The sequence below is a fragment of the Allobosea sp. TAF32 genome, from assembly GCF_052113585.1.
In the GTDB taxonomy this organism is placed as follows: domain Bacteria; phylum Pseudomonadota; class Alphaproteobacteria; order Rhizobiales; family Beijerinckiaceae; genus Allobosea.
This window is the reverse complement of the sequence record NZ_JBFRDM010000010.1, coordinates 23636-39330: the sequence shown is the minus strand read 5'-3', so window position 1 is coordinate 39330 and position 15695 is coordinate 23636. Positions and strand designations below refer to the sequence as shown.

The window sequence follows — 15695 nt, the reverse complement described above, 5'->3', positions numbered from 1 at the left end:
CTACTGCCCTCCCCCCAGCGAATGGACGTAGACGGTCAGCGCCTTCAGCGTGGGCTCGTCGAGGCGGCCGCCCCAGGCCGGCATCACGCCGCCCCGGCTGTTGGTGATGGTCTCGGTGAGCGAGGCCATGTCCATGCCGTAAAGGCTGATCGCGTCGGTCAGGTTGGGCGCGCCCAGTTCCTGGTTGCCCTTGCCGGCGGGGCCGTGACAGGCGGCGCAGTTGTCGGCGAAGAGCTTGCGCCCAAGCGCCAGGTTGGCCTTCGGCTCGGTCGACAGGCCGGCGAGCTCGCGGACATGGTTGGCGACAGCGTTGATCTCGTCGCGCTTGAGCATGCCGTCGCGGCCGAAGGCCGGCATCTGGCTCACACGCGTCTCGTCATTGCCGGCGACGCGGACGCCATGGCGCAGCGTCTGCATGATCGCGTCGAGCGAACCGCCCCAGAGCCAGTCGTCGTCGTTCAGATTGGGATAGCCCTTGCCCCCGGCGCCGCCGACGCCGTGGCAGGCGGCGCAGTTGTCGCCGAAGGCCGCCTTTCCCTGCGCCATCGCGATCTGGAACAGCGCCGCATCGGCCTTGATCTGCGCGGGCGTGGCGTCGGCCATGCCCGCGGCCTGGACAGCACGCTGAGCCTTCAGTTGGGCCATGTCCGCGCTGATATCGGCCCGGCTGGCATAGCCGATCACGCCCTTGGTGGCGTCGGTCAGCAGCGGCCAGGCCGGGTAGACGATCCAGTAGCCGAAGGCCCAGACGATGGTGGCGTAGAAGATGCCAAGCCACCAGCGGGGCAGCGGGGTGTTGAGCTCGCGGATGCCGTCCCATTCATGACCGGTCGTGGCGATGCCGGTGTGAGGGTCGATATGCGGGGCGTCGTGCTTGTTCTGGTCCATGGTCAGTCCTCGCGCAGCGGATTGAGCGCGGCTTGCTCGAAGCGGGCGCGGTTCTTCGGCCAGAAGGCGTAGAGGCAGACGCCGAGGAAGACGGCGACGAAGTAGATCAGGCCAGCGGACTGGGCGAAGCCGGCGAGCCAGTGATAGGTCGTTTGCATGGCAGCCTCGCTCAGCGGATGTTGGCCTTGTCGTCGTAGAGCTTGAAGTCGACGAGCGTGCCGAGCGCCTGGAGATAGGYGATCAGGGCGTCGGCTTCGGTGATGCGCTGGGGGTTGCCGTCGAAATCACGCGACTGCACCCGCGGATAGCGCTTCTCCAGATCGGACTGGCCGGGATGGTCCGGCGTCGCCTGCGCCTTCAGGTCGCTCTGCGCCTGCGCGATCATCTCGTCGGTGTAGGGCACGCCGCCGGCGCGGTTGGCGCGCAGCTCGTCGGCGATGTCGTTGTAGTTCAGCTCGGCCTTCGCCAGGAAGGGATAGCCCGGCATGATCGACTGCGGGACGACCGCGCGCGGCTCGGCGAGATGCGCCCGCTGCCACTCGTCGGAGTACTTGCCGCCGACGCGGGCGAGGTCAGGCCCCGTCCGCTTCGAGCCCCACTGGAAGGGCTTGTCGTACATGCTCTCGGCCGCGAGCGAGTAATGCCCGTAGCGCTCGACCTCGTCGCGCAGCGGCCGGATCATCTGGCTGTGGCAGTTGTAGCAGCCCTCGCGGACATAGATGGATCGGCCGGCCAGTTCGAGCGGGGTGTAGGGGCGCATGCCCTGCACGGTCTCGATCGTGTTCTTCAGGTAGAAGAGCGGGGCGATCTCAACCAGGCCGCCGACCGAGATCACCAGCAGCACGCCGATGACCAGGATGATCGAGTTGGTCTCGAATATCTTGTGCTTGGCCCAGAGCGACCGGCGCGCGGGCTTGTGTTCGATGCTCGTCATTCCGGATGCTCCTCAGACGGCCATGGCCAGCGGCGCCGGCGCCTCGTCGGAGAGCGGCATCTCGGCCGCGCTCTCGGAGCGCACGGTCATCCAGAGGTTGAAGGACATGATCAGCGCGCCGATCAGGAACAGGGCGCCGCCCAATGCGCGGATCACATAGAAGGGGTGCATCGCGGCGACGGTCTCGATGAAGGAGTATTCGAGGAAGCCGAGCGAAGTGTAGGCGCGCCACATCAGGCCCTGGAGGATGCCGGAAACCCACATCGCCGAGATGTAGAAGACGATGCCGAGCGTCGAGATCCAGAAGTGCCAGCTCACCAGCTTGAGCGAGTAGAGCCCCTTGCGGTTCCACAGCCAGGGCACGAGGCAGTAGATCGCGCCGAAGGAAATGTAGGCGACCCAGCCGAGCGCGCCGGAATGGACGTGGCCGATGGTCCAGTCGGTGTAGTGCGACAGGCCGTTCACCGCCTTGATCGACATCAGCGGGCCTTCGAAGGTCGACATGCCGTAGAAGGCGAGCGAGACCACCATCATCCGCAGCACGGGGTCGGTGCGCAGCCGGTCCCAAGCGCCCGACAGGGTCATGATGCCGTTGATCATGCCGCCCCAGGAGGGCATCCACAGCATGATCGAGAAGGTCATGCCCAGGGTCTGCGCCCAGTCCGGCAGCGCGGTGTAGTGGAGGTGGTGCGGGCCGGCCCAGATGTAGATGAAGATCAGGGCCCAGAAGTGGATGATCGAGAGCCGGTAGCTGTAGATCGGCCGCTCCGCGCGCTTGGGCACGAAGTAGTACATGATCGCGAGGAAGCCGGCGGTAAGGAAGAAGCCGACCGCGTTATGGCCGTACCACCACTGGAACATCGCATCCTGCACGCCCGACCACAGGCCGTAGGATTTCGGCGACAGGATCGAGACCGGCATGGCGACGTTGTTGCCGATATGCAGGACCGCGATGGTCAGGATGAAGCCGAGATAGAACCAGTTCGCCACATAGATATGCGGCTCCTTGCGCTTCATCACCGTGCCGAGGAAGACCAAGAGGTAGACGACCCAGACGATGGTCAGCCAGAGGTCGGCATACCATTCGGGCTCGGCGTATTCCTTGCCCTGGGTGATCCCCAGCAGATAGCCCGTGCCGGCGATGACGATGAAGAGGTTGTAGCCGAGGACGACGAACCAGGGCGAAAGCGTGCCGGCCAGCCGCGCGCGGCAGGTGCGCTGCACGACGTAGAACGAGGTGCCGATCAGCACGTTGCCGCCGAAGGCGAAGATCACGGCCGAGGTGTGCAGCGGCCGCATCCGGCCGAAATTGATCCAGGGCAGATCGAAATTGAGATCGGGGAAGGCCAGCTGCGAGGCGATGAGCAGCCCGACCGTGAAGCCGGCGATGCCCCAGACCATCGCGGCGATGGTCGCGAACTTGACCGGCTCCATGTTGTAGTTCGGCTTGCCGTCGAGCTCCTGCGGCTCGGCCGCAGGCGTGCCGTCGAAACAGCGGTTGGCGATCAGGATCACGCTGGCCGCAGCCGCCACGACGCCTAACATGGCATGGAAGGCGTAGCCGGAGTTTTCGGCCAGTGCCGAGATCACGATCAGCGGCAGCACGCAGGCCGCCGCGATCAGCATGCCTATCATTTCGCCGACAGTCGCCTGCCTGACTTGGCTTGCCGTTGCCGTCACATTCGACTCCCGCTTGGTCGCCGGCGCATGAGCGCGCCATGAACGGGAGGCTTAGCGGGCGGCCTGAGGCCGGGCGTTGATTCAGGTCAAGCGGAGCGGGCGGCGGATTGCGACGAGAGCGCGCAGGCCTCAGGCCGCGACTGCGTTCATCCGCTCGGGATTCATCACGCGCACACCGCCCGGCACGATCAGGATCGTCTTGTCCTTGGCGAGGCGGGTGAAGGTACGGCTGACCGTCTCTATGGTGAGGCCGAGAAAATCGGCGATGTCCTGCCGCGTCATCGGCAGCGGCACCGTGACCGAAGGCTTGCCCAGGCGCGCCCAGCGCTGCTGCATGCCGAGCAGGAAACAGATCAGCTTCTCTTCGGCGGTGCGCCGCCCGAGGAGCATCATCTGCTCGTGGGCAAGCGTCAGCTCGTGGGTGGCGAATTCGTGGAGGCGCTTCAGCAGATGCGGCTTGGCGTCGACCAGCGCGGTATAAGCGCCGCGCGAGAAGGCGCAGGCCGCGACGTCGCCGATCGCATCAGCGGAGAAGCCATAGGCATCGCGCATGGCGAGCCCGAGGAAATCCCCCGGCAGGGCGAAGCCGACGACCTGGCGACGACCGTCCGACAGCAGCTTGTAGAGGCGCACCACGCCGGCGGTGACATTGTAGACGGAGTGAGCCTCGCGCCCCTGCGTAAACAGCGTCTCGCCAGAGGCGAAATGCGTGGGGTGCGCCAGGGATTCAAGCAGCGCCAGCTCGTCGTCGGAAAGCGACGCGCAGACGCTCACCAGGCGAACCATGCAACTGCGGCAATTGCCCTCGCCACGGTTCGCAGTGCTACAGGCCGAAGGGTGACAGTTCACGATCGCATCTTCCCGCTTGTCGAAGCGACCATAGCCGAGGCGAGCAGGGTCACAAAGCACGCTCGGCACCCTAGTCGGCGAAATTGATCCAGATCAATGCGACAACATCGCCCCCGCAACCACCGTGCGCCGCAGAAAATCGGGAGAGCCGCACGTGACCGGCGATGACATCTTCGAGGTCGCGCGCATCGCGCCGGCCGGAGCCGACGCCGTCTATGGCCTCGTCGCCATGCTGCATCCGGAGGTAACGCCCAACGACTGGGCCGCCTTCGTGCGCGAGCATTCGCAGGACGGCGCAAGGCCGCGGGGCGTCTTTGCCCTGCGCGATGGCCGCGGCATGCCGCATGCCCTGTTCACCTTCCGCGTCGCACAGACCATCAGTGGCGGAACCACGCTCGAAATCTTCGAGCTGGCGATGCTGCGCTTACCGGGGACGCATCTGGTCGATGCGCTGCTGCGCTTTGCCAATCAGCTCGCTGTCGAGCTTGGCCTGCCCCGGATCTCGATCTCGCTGGAGCGCTCGGCCGCCTGGCCGCAGGACCACGACGCACTGCAGCGCTCGGGCTTCCAGGTCGATCGCGTGATGGTTCTGGGGCGGGCCCGGATGGAGCCCGCACCCTGGAATTGACCTGTCTCAATCCGGCCTGGCGCCGCTCCAGGGCGGCGCAAACCCGGCGGTCAGACCCGCTCCAGCGCGATGGCGATGCCCTGGCCGACGCCGATGCACATGGTGGCCAGCGCACGCTGCTTGCCGGTCAGCGACAATTCGAGCGCGGCGGTGCCGGCGATGCGGGCTCCGGACATGCCGAGCGGATGGCCGAGCGCGATCGCCCCGCCATTGGGGTTCACATGCGCGCCGTCCTCGGCGATGCCGAGATCGCGGAGAACCGCGATGCCCTGGGAGGCGAAGGCCTCGTTGAGCTCGACGATGTCGAAATCGGTCGGTTTCAGCCCCAGACGCTCGCAGAGCCTGCGGGTCGCCGGGATCGGCCCCAGCCCCATCACGCGCGGCGCGACGCCGCCCGCGGCGCCACCGACGACGCGCGCCAGCGGGGTCAGGCCGTATTTCGCCGCGGCCTTCTCCGAGGCGATGATCAGCGCCGCGGCGCCGTCGTTGACGCCGGAGGCATTACCGGCGGTGACGGTGCCGCCTTCCTTGCGGAAGGGCGTCGGCAGCTTGGCGAGCTTCTCCAGCGTGGTGTCACCGCGCGGATGCTCGTCGCTCTCGACGCGGATGGCATCGCCCTTCCGCTGCGGGATCACGACCGGCACGATCTCCTTGCCGAGGCGGCCATTCTGCTGGGCAGCGACCGCCTTGAGCTGCGAGCGCAGGGCGAAGGCATCCTGATCGGCGCGGCTGATGTTGCAATCGGCGGCGACGTTCTCGCCGGTCTCAGGCATTGAATCGACGCCGTATTGCTGCTTCATCAGCGGATTGACGAAGCGCCAGCCGATCGTGGTGTCGTGGATTTCGGCATGGCGCGAGAAGGCGCTGTCGGCCTTGGGCAGCACGAAGGGCGCGCGCGACATGCTCTCGACGCCGCCCGCGATCATCAGTTCGGCCTCGCCCGCCTTGATCGCGCGGGCCGCGGTGATGACGGCGTCCATCCCCGAACCGCAGAGCCGGTTCATCGTCGTGCCCGGCACCTCCTTGGGGAGGCCGGCGAGCAGCAGCGACATGCGCGCGACATTGCGGTTGTCCTCGCCCGCCTGATTGGCGCAGCCGAAGATCACATCGTCCACTGCAGCAAAATCGACGCCCGCGTAGCGCTCGACCAGGGCCTTCAGCGGCACGGCGCCGAGATCATCCGCCCGCACAGAGGACAGGGAACCGCCGAAACGGCCGATCGGCGTGCGGACATAGCCGCAGATGAAAGCGTCGCTCATCGTCGGGAACTTCCCCTCTGTCGCCGTGCTTCAGGCCCGGCCGTCAGTCGGGTGTTCTCGCTGCCCCTCCGCGCTTTGTAAAGACGAAGCGGCGCGCAGTTGCGCCCGCCGCTTCGCCGGTCTCACTTGCCCCAGCGCAGCGCCAGAGGATCCAGCTCGCGCGCGAGTTCGATCAGGCCCTCGCGAGTCTTCGGGTGCAGCGGCGTCAGCGGGTGGCGCACGGCCTCCGACTTGATCACGCCGCCTTCCTTCATCACCGCCTTGGCCGAGCGCAGGCCGCACTGGCGGTTCTCGTAGTTGATGATCGGCAGCACGCGGGCATAGAGCGCCGCCGCCTGCTTGCGGTCCCCGGCCGCATGGGCGGCGAGGATCGGCTTGATCAGGTCCGGGATCATGGCCGATGTCATGGTGCCGGTCGCGCCGGCGTCGAGATCGGCCATCAGCGTGATCGCCTCCTCGCCGTCGAAGGGGCCGACGACGGCGTCGCCGCCCGCCTCGATCAGTGCGCGCAGCTTGTTCGCCGTGCCGGGCACCTCGATCTTGAAATAGCGGACGAGCGGAACCTCCTTCGCCAGCCGGATCATGAAGGGCACTGTCATGGTGACGCCGGAGAGCGGCGCGTCCTGCAGGATGACGGGCAAGCCGCAGGCGTCAGTGACAGCCTTGAAATGCTCGATCATGCCCTGCTCGTCGGCCTTGAGCAGCGCGCCGTGATAGGGCGGCATCATCATCAGCATTTTTGCGCCGGCATCGGCCGCCGCCTTCGCGCGGGCGGCGGCGATGCGCGTCGAGAAATGCGAGGTGGTGACGATGACCGGCACGCGGCCGGCGACCTGCTCGAGCGAGAGCCGCATGACCTGATCGCGCTCCTCGTCGGTCAGCAGGAACTGCTCCGAGAAGTTGGCGAGGATGCAGATGCCGTCGACGCCCTGATCGACCATCAGGTCCATGACGCGCCTGTTGCCCTCGCTATCGAGATCGCCATTGTCGTGGAAGATGGTCGGCGCGATCGGCAGGATGCCCTTGTAGGGTTCGGTCATGGCGTCATCTCGTATGGCGGACAGGGCGGCATTCGAAGGGGCGATACGGCCGTCAGACGGTTCTGGCGGCCTTGGTGCCACGCAAGCGGCGAGCGATGCTGCCGACAACGGGCAGCACCAGAAGCGCGAGCCCGATCGACATCAGCGTCGAGACCAGCGGGTTCGACCAGAAGATCGAGAGCGAGCCCTGGCTGAAGATCATCGACTGGCGGAATGCGTCCTCGGCCTTGTCGCCGATGACCATGGCCAGCACCAGCGGCGCGATCGGATAATCGAGCTTCTTGAAGACATAGCCGACGAGCCCGAAGATCAGCGCGAGCCAGATGTCGAACTCCTTGCTCGCGGCGGTATAGGCGCCGATGAAGCAGATCACCACGATGATCGGCCCGATGATCGAGAAGGGGATGCGCAGGATCGAGGCGAAGAGCGGCACCGTCGCCAGCACGATCACCACCGCGACGACGTTGCCGAGATACATCGAGGCGATCAGGCCCCAGACGAAATCCGGCCGGTCGGTGAAGAGCGTGGGGCCGGGGTTGAGCCCCCAGATCATCAGGCCGCCCATCATCACCGCCGCCGTCGCCGAGCCGGGAATGCCGAGCGCCAGCATCGGCAGCATGGCGGCGGAGCCGGCGGCGTGGTCTGCCGTCTCCGGCGCGATCACGCCCTCGGGCTCGCCCTTGCCGAATTTCGCCGGGTTGCGCGAGGAGCGCTTGGCCATGGCGTAGCTCATGAAGGAGGCCGCGGTCGGCCCGCCCGGCGTAATGCCCATCCAGATGCCGATCAGCGAGGACCGGAGCAAGGCGAGCCAGTAGCGCGGCAGCTTCGCGGCGGTGCGCAGCACGTCGCCGATGCGGACCTTGGCGGCGACGCCGTCGAATTTGAGCCCCTCCTCCATGGTCAGCAGCAATTCGCCGATGCCGAACAGGCCGATCACCGCGATCAGGAAGCTGACGCCCGCGAGCAGAACGTCGAACTCGAAGGTGAGACGGACATTGCCGGACACGGAGTCCATGCCGATGGTCGCCAGCGCAAAGCCTATCGCCATCGACACGACCGTCTTGAAAGGCGAGGAACCGCCGAGCCCGATGAAGCTCGCGAAGGTCATGAAGTAGACGGCGAAATATTCGGGCGAGGAAAAGCGCAGCGCGAATTTCGCGACCCAGCCGGAGAGCAGCGTGATCAGGATGACGCCGGCCATGGCGCCGAAGCCGGCCGAGAGGAAGGCGAAGGAGAGCGCCTCGGTCGCCTTCCCCTGCTTGGCCATGGGGTGGCCGTCGAAGGTCGTCGCGACCGATGAGGGCTCACCGGGAATGTTGAACAGGATCGAGGTGGTCGAGCCGCCGAAGAGCGCGCCCCAATAGAGCGAGGTCAGCAGGATGATCGCCGAGACCGGCTCCATCGAAAAGGTCAGCGGCAGCAGCAGCGAGACGCCGTTGGGGGCGCCGAGCCCCGGCAGGACGCCGACGAGCACGCCGAGCAGCACGCCGGCCATCATCAGCAGGATATGATGTGTGGTGAGCGCGACCGAGAAGCCGTGCATCAGGTTGGCGACGTTGTCCATGCTGATATCCCCGCCGCTTTCAGAGGCCGATGAGCGGCTCGATCGGGCCTTTGAGCAGGCCGATCTGGAAGAATTTTTCGAGCGAGAAATAGAAGAACGCCGCCGTCGCAAAGGCCGTGACCAGGGTCGGCAGCCAGCCATAACCACCCTGGAAGCGCATCGCGAAGACGAGGTAGAGGATCGTCGCGACATACATGCCGAGCGTCGCGCTGATGACGACGAAGGCAATCAGCGGCAGGAGGAATGAAAGCACGCGCTTGCCGCGCTCGGCATCGAGGAAGGACTCGGCGAGTACCGCCTTGCCGGCGACGCGCTGGCCGACCGTCATGGCGAGCGTGCCGAGGCTCGCAAGCGCGATCAGCGCACCCGCATAGAAGGGGAAAGCGCCGGGTTGCGGGCCGGACGTATCCCAGCCGATACCGAATTCGAGCGAGCCCTTCACGATGACGAGCCCGAAGACGAGCGTCAGGATCGCGGTCCCGATCTCGGCCCAAAAGCGGGTGATCATGCGGTGGGTTCTCCCTTTCAGGGCTTGCACGTCATGGCCGGGCTTGACCCGGCCATCTCGGAAACCAGCCTTCGCGTCATGAGATTCCCGGGGCGACGCGTCGCGCCGCCCGGGAATGACGATCGCACCTTATTTCGCGACCCAGCCTTCGTTTTCGAAGACCTTCTTGTTCGCGGCCTCGTCCTTGGCGACGAAGTCGGTGAGCTCCTTGCCCTTCATGAAGCGGGCGGTCTGGGCGGTGCGCTGCACGAACTCCTGCCATTCCGGCGTCTTGGAGACCTTCTCCAGAAGGTCTGCATAATAGGCCACCGCATCGGCAGGAACCTCGGCCGGCAGCCAGACGGTGCGCGGCATCTGGAAGGTCTCGAGCGGCAGGCCCGCCTCCTTGCAGGTCGGGATATCGCCCCAGCCCTTGCCCTCGAAGACCGGATCGCTCTTGGCGAGGCGGACCGGCGAGAAGACGCAGAGAGGCTTCACCTGCCCCGCCTTCCACTGGCCGATGTTCTCGTTGGGATTGTTGACGTTGGAATCGATATGGCCGCCGGCGAGCTGCACGGCCGCCGCGCTGCCGCCCTGGAACGGGACGTAGATCCACTTCACGCCGGACGCGTCCTGGATCATCGAAGTCAGCGTCTGGTCGGTGTCCTTGGACTGGCTGCCGCCCATCTTGAAGCCCATCGGCTTGGCCTTGACCGCCTCGATATAGGATTTGGCGTCGGCATAAGGGGCGTCGCCCTTCACCCAGAGCAGGAACTCGTCGAGCGCCAGCGAGGCGACGGGTGTCAGATCCGTGAACTTGTAGCCGAGCTTGGCGACATAGGGCAGCAGATAGGCGTTGTTGGTGCCGAAGATGACGCGGTTCGGATCGCCCTTGCCGCCCTTGCCATAGACATAGCCCTCGGCGCCGGAGCCGCCGCCCTTGTTCACCACAACGATCGGCTGCTCGGTGAACTTGTGCTTGGTAATGATCGACTGGATCACGCGGGCGAAATTGTCGGTGCCCCCGCCGGCGCCCGAGGTCACGACGAACTCGATCGGCTTGGTCGGCTCCCAGGCCTGCGCCGCGCTGGCGCCGCCGAGCGCGATCGCGCCAGCGAATACAGCCGAGATGGCAATGGTCTTCATGATGATTTTTCTCCCTAGGAACTGGATTTTTGCGACGCCGCTCTTGTTGGCGGCTTCACTGAAAGCAGCGGGAATTCAGGCCGCAGCGCGCGCCCCGGCCTTTCCGTCCTGAGCCATCTTGATCGCGAGCGACAGTGCCGCGCGCGTCGCGCCGAGATTGGCGATGCCCTTGCCCGCAATCTCATAGGCCGTGCCATGAGCCGGCGTGCAGATCGGGAAGGGGAAGCCGCCGATCAGGGTGACGCCGCGGTCGAAGCCGATCAGCTTCATCGCGATCTGGCCCTGGTCATGATACATGGTCAGCACGGCATCGAAATCGCCGTTCTTGGCGCGCAGGAAGACGGTGTCGGAGGGAAACGGCCCCTCGACGGTGAAGCCCTTGGCCTTCGCCGCAGCAACCGCCGGCTCGATCGTCTCGATTTCGTCGCGGCCGAAATTGCCGCCGTCGCCGGCATGCGGATTGATGCCCGCGACCGCGATGCGCGGCGGGTTGAAGCCGGCCGCGCGCAGATTGGCGTCCGCCAGGGTCAGCGCCCGCAGGATGCGCTCCTGCGTGATGTTCTGCGCCACCTCCGAAAGCGGGATGTGCGAGGTCACGCGGGCGTTCCAGAGCTTGTCGAGGATGTTGAACTCGCTCGCCGCCCCTTCGAAGCCGATGGCGTCGCGCACGAAGCGGATCTCGTCGTCATAGCCGGGATAGGCGAAGCGCATCGCCGCCTTGTTGAACGGCGTGAAGAACACCGCATCGGCCTTGCCGGAGGCGGCGAATTGCAGCGCTCGGCGGAAATTCTCGGTCGCAGCCTTGCCGCCGGCGAGCGTCGCGGTGCCACGCTTGAGATCGGCGGGATCATGGTTGGCGAGGTCGACGAAGACAGGTTTGTCGCCGAGCGGCAACGCATCGCGATCCCCGACGACCTGAACCTGCGGGTCGGCGCCGCCATCCTTGATGCCGAGGTCGAGCAGCCGCTTGTCGCCGAAGACGACATAGCGCGCGGCAGCCCTGAGATCGGCCTCCGAGAGAATGCGGGCCGTCAGCTCCGGGCTGATGCCCGAGGGATCGCCCATCGCCACGGCGATCACCGGCAGGGCTTCGTTCATCCGCTCGCTCATGGCCGCACTCCGCTGCCTGGAATTGTTTGTCGGCCCTCTCGCTAACACAGGCACCGCCTCGTCTCAAGTATGCTGTATGCAGCATAACGGGATTGCTGTAGTCATCGCCAAAAGCGCGGACCACGCCGTCATCGGCCGCGCCGGGAGGAGCCTGATGAATTTCCACGCGCACTACGCCGGGATCACCGAGCCGGTCGAAACTTGCCTCGTCGGCAGCGGCAGCTTCGGCCGCAGCTATCTGGCGCAGTCACGCCGCACGCGGCTGGTCAATGCGCGCATCGCCGTCGACATGTCGGCGGAAGCCGCCGGGCGCGCCTTCGCCGCCGCTGGTTTCGCACCGTCCGAAATCGCCCTGTGCGAGACGGCAACGGAAGTACGCGCGGCTTGGGACAGCGGCAAATGCGTCGCGGCCGCCAGCCTCGACATCGTCCTTGGTCTGCCCTTCCAGCTGCTCGTCGAGGCGACCGGCAGCCCGGAAGGCGCGACGCAATACAGCCTCGCCGCGATCGAGGCCGGCCGCCATGTCGCACTGGTCTCGAAGGAGGCCGACAGCGTCGTCGGTCCGGGGCTGGCGCGGCTGGCGCAGCAGAAGGGCGTGGTGGTGACGCCGGTCGACGGCGACCAGCCGAGCCTGCTGATCGCGCTGGCGAGTTGGGCCGAGGTGCTTGGTCTCGACATCATCGCCGCCGGCAAGTCGAGCGAATACGATTTCGTCCTCGACGCCGCCACCGGCGATGTCGCCTGCAACGGCGTGACCCGCCATCTCCCGGCGTTGCGTGAGCACTGGCTGCCGGGCTCCCGCTCCATCGTCGCCAATGCGGCTGAACGCGCCCGCGTTCTGGGCGAGGCCTTCCCGCTGCGGGCCGTGCCGGATCTCTGCGAGATGACGCTGGTCGCCAACGCGCTCGGCTTCTCTGCCGATACCGCCGGGTTCCATGCGCCGCCGGCGCGTATCCCGGAGCTTGCCGACCTCTTCGCGGAGCGCGACGAGGGCGGCCTCATGTCGGGCACGCGGCGCATCGACGTTTTCCATCATCTGCGGTTGGCGGAAGAAGCCAGCTTCGCCGGCGGCGTCTTCATCGTCGTGCGCTGCGACAATGCCGAGACCTGGGAGATGCTCGCCGGCAAGGGCCATGTCGTCAGCCGCAGCGGCCGGACTGGCGCGCTCTACCTGCCCCGCCATCTGCTGGGCGTCGAGGTCGCCACCTCCATCCTCGATGCCGCCGGCCTCGGCCGCTCCGGCTATGGCGGGGATTACAGGCCACGGCAGGATCTCGTCGCGGTGGCGCTGCGCGACCTTGCCGCCGGCACGGTGCTGAAGATGGGCGGGCATCATCACAGCATCGACGGCATCGGTGCCGAGGTGCGGCCCGCCGCCCCGCTCGCAGCCGACCGCCCTGCCCCGTTCTACCTCGTCGCCGACCGGCCGCTCGTCCGCCCCGTCAAGGCCGGCGAGGCGATCCGCCTCGGCGATGTCGAGATCGGCGGGGATTCCGGGCTGCTGGCGATGCGACACCGCCAGGACGCACTCTTCGCCGCGGTTTGACAGCACTGACGCCGCGTGCCGTAACGGAGCAGCCGAAGACAATGGAGCAGCGATGAGCGAGACGGCGGCCGACTTCCCCCGGATCACGCGGCGGACCTTGCATGACGAGGTCCTGGAGCGGGTGCGCGACATGATCATCGAGGGGCAGCTCGCCCCCGGTCAGCGCATCAACGAGGGTCTCGTCGGCGCGCAGCTCGGCGTCTCGCGGACGCCGCTGCGCGAAGCGATCAAGACGCTCGCCAGTGAGGGGCTCGTCGAGATCCTGCCGGCCAAGGGCGCCGTCGTCCGCAAGTTCTCGGCGCGCGACCTCGCCGACATCCTCGAAGTCATCAAGAGCCTGGAGCAACTCGGCGGCCGGATCGCCTGCGCCCAGGCCAGCGACGCCACGATCGAAGCGATCCACAAGATGCACCGGGACATGCTGGCGCTCTACGCGACGCGCGACCGGCTCGACTATTTCAAGCTGAACCAGGCCATTCACAGCGCCATCGTCGCCGCTTCCGGCAACGCGGTACTGCTGGAGATGCACACCACCCTGCAGTCGCGCATCAAGCGGCTGCGCTTCGTCGGCAATGAAGGCCCGGAGAAATGGGCCGGTGCGGTGGCCGAGCATGAGGAGATGATGGCGGCCCTGCTCGAGCGCGACGCCGACGCCCTGTCGGAGGCGATCGGCCGTCATATGGATGTGACCTTGCTGCGCGTGCGCGAGGTGCTCTAGCGGCTCCAGGGGCCGGTCTCGGGCTTCTGCGAGGTGGCCTCCGAGGCGATGCGGAACTCGCCGCGCAATCGTTTACCCTCCCTTCCGCAGGCAGAAAAACGCCTGTGGAAACGACTATTCGCGCCCCCCGACTTTCAATAAGCTGTTGACAAGGCGGCTCGGGGAATTCCGCCCACGAAGCTTCCGATACAACGGGGCCATCGTCCGCACACGGCGGTGGAAGAGGCGTTCAAGGAGACATCCATGAAGAAAATTCTGTTGGCGACGCTGTCGGCCTCCGCGCTGATGGCGGCGCAGCCCCTGATGGCGAAGACGCTGGTCTATTGCTCCGAGGGCAGCCCTGAGAACTTCGCGCCGAGCGTGAACACGACCGGCACCTCCTTCGACGCGAACACCCAGATCTACGACACCATTGTCCAGTTCGAGCGCGGCGGCACCAGGGTCCAGCCGGCGCTCGCCGAGAAATGGGACATCTCGCCGGATGGACTGACCTACACCTTCCACCTGCGCAAGGGCGTGAAGTGGCATTCGAACAAGACCTTCAAGCCGACGCGCGACTTCAACGCCGACGACGTGATGTTCATGATCGAGCGGCAGTGGAAGGAGGACCACCCGTTCTTCAAGGTGACGAGCTCGAACCACTCCTACTTCAACGACATGGGCATGCCCAAGCTGCTGAAGTCGGTCGAGAAGGTCGATGACTACACGGTCAAGATCACGCTGAACCAGCCGGAGGCGCCGTTCCTCTCCGACCTCGCCATGCAATATGCCAGCGTGCAGTCGAAGGAATATGCCGATGCGATGCTGAAGGCGGGGACGCCCGAGAAGCTCGATCAGGACCCGCTCGGCACCGGCCCGTTCTATCTGGTGCAGTACCAGAAGGACGCGATCATCCGCTACAAGGCCTTCCCGGAATACTGGGCTGGCAAGGCGAAGATCGACGACCTCATCTTCGCGATCACGCCGGACGCCTCGGTGCGCTGGGCCAAGCTCCAGAAGGGCGAATGCCATGTCATGCCCTATCCGAACCCGGCCGATCTCGATGCGATCAGGAAGGACGCCAATGTCCAGATCCTCGAGCAGCCCGGCCTGAACATCGGCTATCTCGCCTACAACACGACCAAGAAGCCCTTCGACGACGTCAAGGTGCGACGCGCCGTCAACAAGGCAATCAACAAGAAGGCGATCATCGACGCGGTCTATCTCTCCAGCGGCATCGCGGCGATCAATCCGATCCCGCCGTCCATGTGGTCCTACAACGAGACCATCAAGGACGATCCCTATGATCCGGAGGCGGCCAAGAAGGAGCTCGCCGAGGCCGGCTATCCGAACGGGATGGAGATCGACCTCTGGGCCATGCCGGTGCAGCGCCCCTACAACCCGAACGCCAAGCGCATCGCCGAGCTGATGCAGGCGGATCTCGCCAAGGTCGGCGTCAAGGCCGAGATCAAGAGCTTCGAATGGGGCGAGTACCGCAAGCGCATGCAGGCGGGCGAGCACCAGACGGGCATGCTGGGCTGGACCGGCGACAACGGTGACCCGGACAACTTCCTGCACACGCTGCTCGGCTGCGATTCGGCCAAGACCAACGGCTCGAACGTCGCCAAATTCTGCTACAAGCCCTTCGAGGATCTGGTGGTGAAGGCGAAGACCGTGACCGACCAGGCCGAGCGCGAGAAGCTCTACCGGCAGGCGCAGGTGGTGTTCAAGGAGCAGTCGCCCTGGTTCACCATCGCGCATGCAGTGCAGCTGAAGCCCGTCCGCAAGGAAGTGAAGGACTTCAAGCTCTCGCCGTTCAGCCGCCACGTCTTCTACGGCGTCGACATCGCCAACTGAGTCGAGGAGC

Annotated in this window: 15 protein-coding genes; 4 read left to right on the top strand and 11 right to left on the bottom strand. The window is 66.1% G+C overall.

The window, feature by feature from the left end:
* The 5 genes from ccoP to AB4Z16_RS22510 form a co-directional block, all read right to left on the bottom strand.
* A complete protein-coding gene (ccoP, locus tag AB4Z16_RS22530; RefSeq protein WP_441513559.1) occupies positions 1-888 on the bottom strand; it encodes a cytochrome-c oxidase, cbb3-type subunit III in 888 nt (295 codons plus the stop codon).
* Positions 889-890: 2 nt separating this feature from the next.
* On the bottom strand, positions 891-1046 hold the full coding sequence (locus AB4Z16_RS22525) for a cbb3-type cytochrome c oxidase subunit 3 (RefSeq protein ID WP_441513558.1): 156 nt from the start codon (positions 1044-1046) through the stop codon (positions 891-893).
* An 11-nt stretch (positions 1047-1057) separates the two neighbouring features.
* Positions 1058-1822, bottom strand: coding sequence for a cytochrome-c oxidase, cbb3-type subunit II (gene ccoO / locus AB4Z16_RS22520; RefSeq protein WP_441513557.1), 765 nt, complete (start codon positions 1820-1822; stop codon positions 1058-1060).
* 12 nt (positions 1823-1834) lie between these two features.
* Positions 1835-3448, bottom strand: coding sequence for a cytochrome-c oxidase, cbb3-type subunit I (gene ccoN / locus AB4Z16_RS22515; RefSeq protein WP_441513705.1), 1614 nt, complete (start codon positions 3446-3448; stop codon positions 1835-1837).
* A 183-nt stretch (positions 3449-3631) separates the two neighbouring features.
* Positions 3632-4288 carry a helix-turn-helix domain-containing protein gene (locus AB4Z16_RS22510; protein WP_441513556.1) on the bottom strand — a complete coding sequence of 219 codons (657 nt, stop codon included), beginning with the start codon at positions 4286-4288 and terminating at the stop codon, positions 3632-3634.
* A 217-nt stretch (positions 4289-4505) separates the two neighbouring features.
* Between AB4Z16_RS22510 and AB4Z16_RS22505 the strand changes: the two genes are divergently transcribed.
* Positions 4506-4979 carry a hypothetical protein gene (locus AB4Z16_RS22505; RefSeq protein ID WP_441513555.1) on the top strand — a complete coding sequence of 158 codons (474 nt, stop codon included), beginning with the start codon at positions 4506-4508 and terminating at the stop codon, positions 4977-4979.
* A 50-nt stretch (positions 4980-5029) separates the two neighbouring features.
* Here the strand turns inward: AB4Z16_RS22505 and pcaF are convergent, their stop codons facing one another.
* From pcaF to AB4Z16_RS22475, 6 genes are all read right to left on the bottom strand, one after another.
* Positions 5030-6238: a 3-oxoadipyl-CoA thiolase gene (gene pcaF, locus AB4Z16_RS22500; protein ID WP_441513554.1), complete on the bottom strand. Its 1209-nt coding sequence runs from the start codon at positions 6236-6238 to the stop codon at positions 5030-5032.
* 122 nt (positions 6239-6360) lie between these two features.
* The gene (locus AB4Z16_RS22495) at positions 6361-7278 is read right to left on the bottom strand and encodes a dihydrodipicolinate synthase family protein (protein WP_441513553.1); all 918 of its coding nucleotides are present in this window, start codon (positions 7276-7278) and stop codon (positions 6361-6363) included.
* Between the two features lie 52 nt (positions 7279-7330).
* Positions 7331-8842: a tripartite tricarboxylate transporter permease gene (locus AB4Z16_RS22490; RefSeq protein ID WP_441513552.1), complete on the bottom strand. Its 1512-nt coding sequence runs from the start codon at positions 8840-8842 to the stop codon at positions 7331-7333.
* 19 nt (positions 8843-8861) lie between these two features.
* Positions 8862-9350: a tripartite tricarboxylate transporter TctB family protein gene (locus tag AB4Z16_RS22485; protein ID WP_441513551.1), complete on the bottom strand. Its 489-nt coding sequence runs from the start codon at positions 9348-9350 to the stop codon at positions 8862-8864.
* A gap of 129 nt (positions 9351-9479) precedes the next feature.
* Entirely contained in the window at positions 9480-10475 is a 996-nt protein-coding gene (locus tag AB4Z16_RS22480) for a Bug family tripartite tricarboxylate transporter substrate binding protein (protein WP_441513550.1), read from the bottom strand.
* A 75-nt stretch (positions 10476-10550) separates the two neighbouring features.
* Positions 10551-11585 carry a 4-hydroxythreonine-4-phosphate dehydrogenase PdxA gene (locus tag AB4Z16_RS22475; RefSeq protein ID WP_441513549.1) on the bottom strand — a complete coding sequence of 345 codons (1035 nt, stop codon included), beginning with the start codon at positions 11583-11585 and terminating at the stop codon, positions 10551-10553.
* Between the two features lie 154 nt (positions 11586-11739).
* On the opposite strand from AB4Z16_RS22475, the gene AB4Z16_RS22470 reads away from it, so the two are divergent.
* From AB4Z16_RS22470 to AB4Z16_RS22460, 3 genes are all read left to right on the top strand, one after another.
* On the top strand, positions 11740-13131 hold the full coding sequence (locus AB4Z16_RS22470; protein ID WP_441513548.1) for a flagellar biosynthesis protein FlgA: 1392 nt from the start codon (positions 11740-11742) through the stop codon (positions 13129-13131).
* Between the two features lie 52 nt (positions 13132-13183).
* A complete protein-coding gene (locus tag AB4Z16_RS22465; RefSeq protein WP_441513547.1) occupies positions 13184-13849 on the top strand; it encodes a GntR family transcriptional regulator in 666 nt (221 codons plus the stop codon).
* A gap of 243 nt (positions 13850-14092) precedes the next feature.
* Positions 14093-15685: an ABC transporter substrate-binding protein gene (locus tag AB4Z16_RS22460; RefSeq protein ID WP_441513546.1), complete on the top strand. Its 1593-nt coding sequence runs from the start codon at positions 14093-14095 to the stop codon at positions 15683-15685.
* The last annotated feature ends 10 nt before the right edge of the window (positions 15686-15695 follow it).

Bases quoted from the DNA above. Each gene is read 5' to 3' on its own strand.
- AB4Z16_RS22475 (WP_441513549.1), bottom strand. From the start codon at position 11,585: ATGAGCGAGCGGATGAACGAAGCCCTGCCGGTGATCGCCGTGGCGATG.
- AB4Z16_RS22485 (WP_441513551.1), bottom strand. From the start codon at position 9,350: ATGATCACCCGCTTTTGGGCCGAGATCGGGACCGCGATCCTGACGCTC.
- AB4Z16_RS22460 (WP_441513546.1), top strand. From the start codon at position 14,093: ATGAAGAAAATTCTGTTGGCGACGCTGTCGGCCTCCGCGCTGATGGCG.
- AB4Z16_RS22510 (WP_441513556.1), bottom strand. From the start codon at position 4,288: ATGGTTCGCCTGGTGAGCGTCTGCGCGTCGCTTTCCGACGACGAGCTG.
- ccoN (WP_441513705.1), bottom strand. From the start codon at position 3,448: ATGCTGATCGCGGCGGCCTGCGTGCTGCCGCTGATCGTGATCTCGGCA.
- pcaF (WP_441513554.1), bottom strand. From the start codon at position 6,238: ATGAGCGACGCTTTCATCTGCGGCTATGTCCGCACGCCGATCGGCCGT.
- AB4Z16_RS22490 (WP_441513552.1), bottom strand. From the start codon at position 8,842: ATGGACAACGTCGCCAACCTGATGCACGGCTTCTCGGTCGCGCTCACC.
- AB4Z16_RS22470 (WP_441513548.1), top strand. From the start codon at position 11,740: ATGAATTTCCACGCGCACTACGCCGGGATCACCGAGCCGGTCGAAACT.
- ccoP (WP_441513559.1), bottom strand. From the start codon at position 888: ATGGACCAGAACAAGCACGACGCCCCGCATATCGACCCTCACACCGGC.
- AB4Z16_RS22480 (WP_441513550.1), bottom strand. From the start codon at position 10,475: ATGAAGACCATTGCCATCTCGGCTGTATTCGCTGGCGCGATCGCGCTC.
- AB4Z16_RS22525 (WP_441513558.1), bottom strand. From the start codon at position 1,046: ATGCAAACGACCTATCACTGGCTCGCCGGCTTCGCCCAGTCCGCTGGC.
- AB4Z16_RS22465 (WP_441513547.1), top strand. From the start codon at position 13,184: ATGAGCGAGACGGCGGCCGACTTCCCCCGGATCACGCGGCGGACCTTG.
- AB4Z16_RS22495 (WP_441513553.1), bottom strand. From the start codon at position 7,278: ATGACCGAACCCTACAAGGGCATCCTGCCGATCGCGCCGACCATCTTC.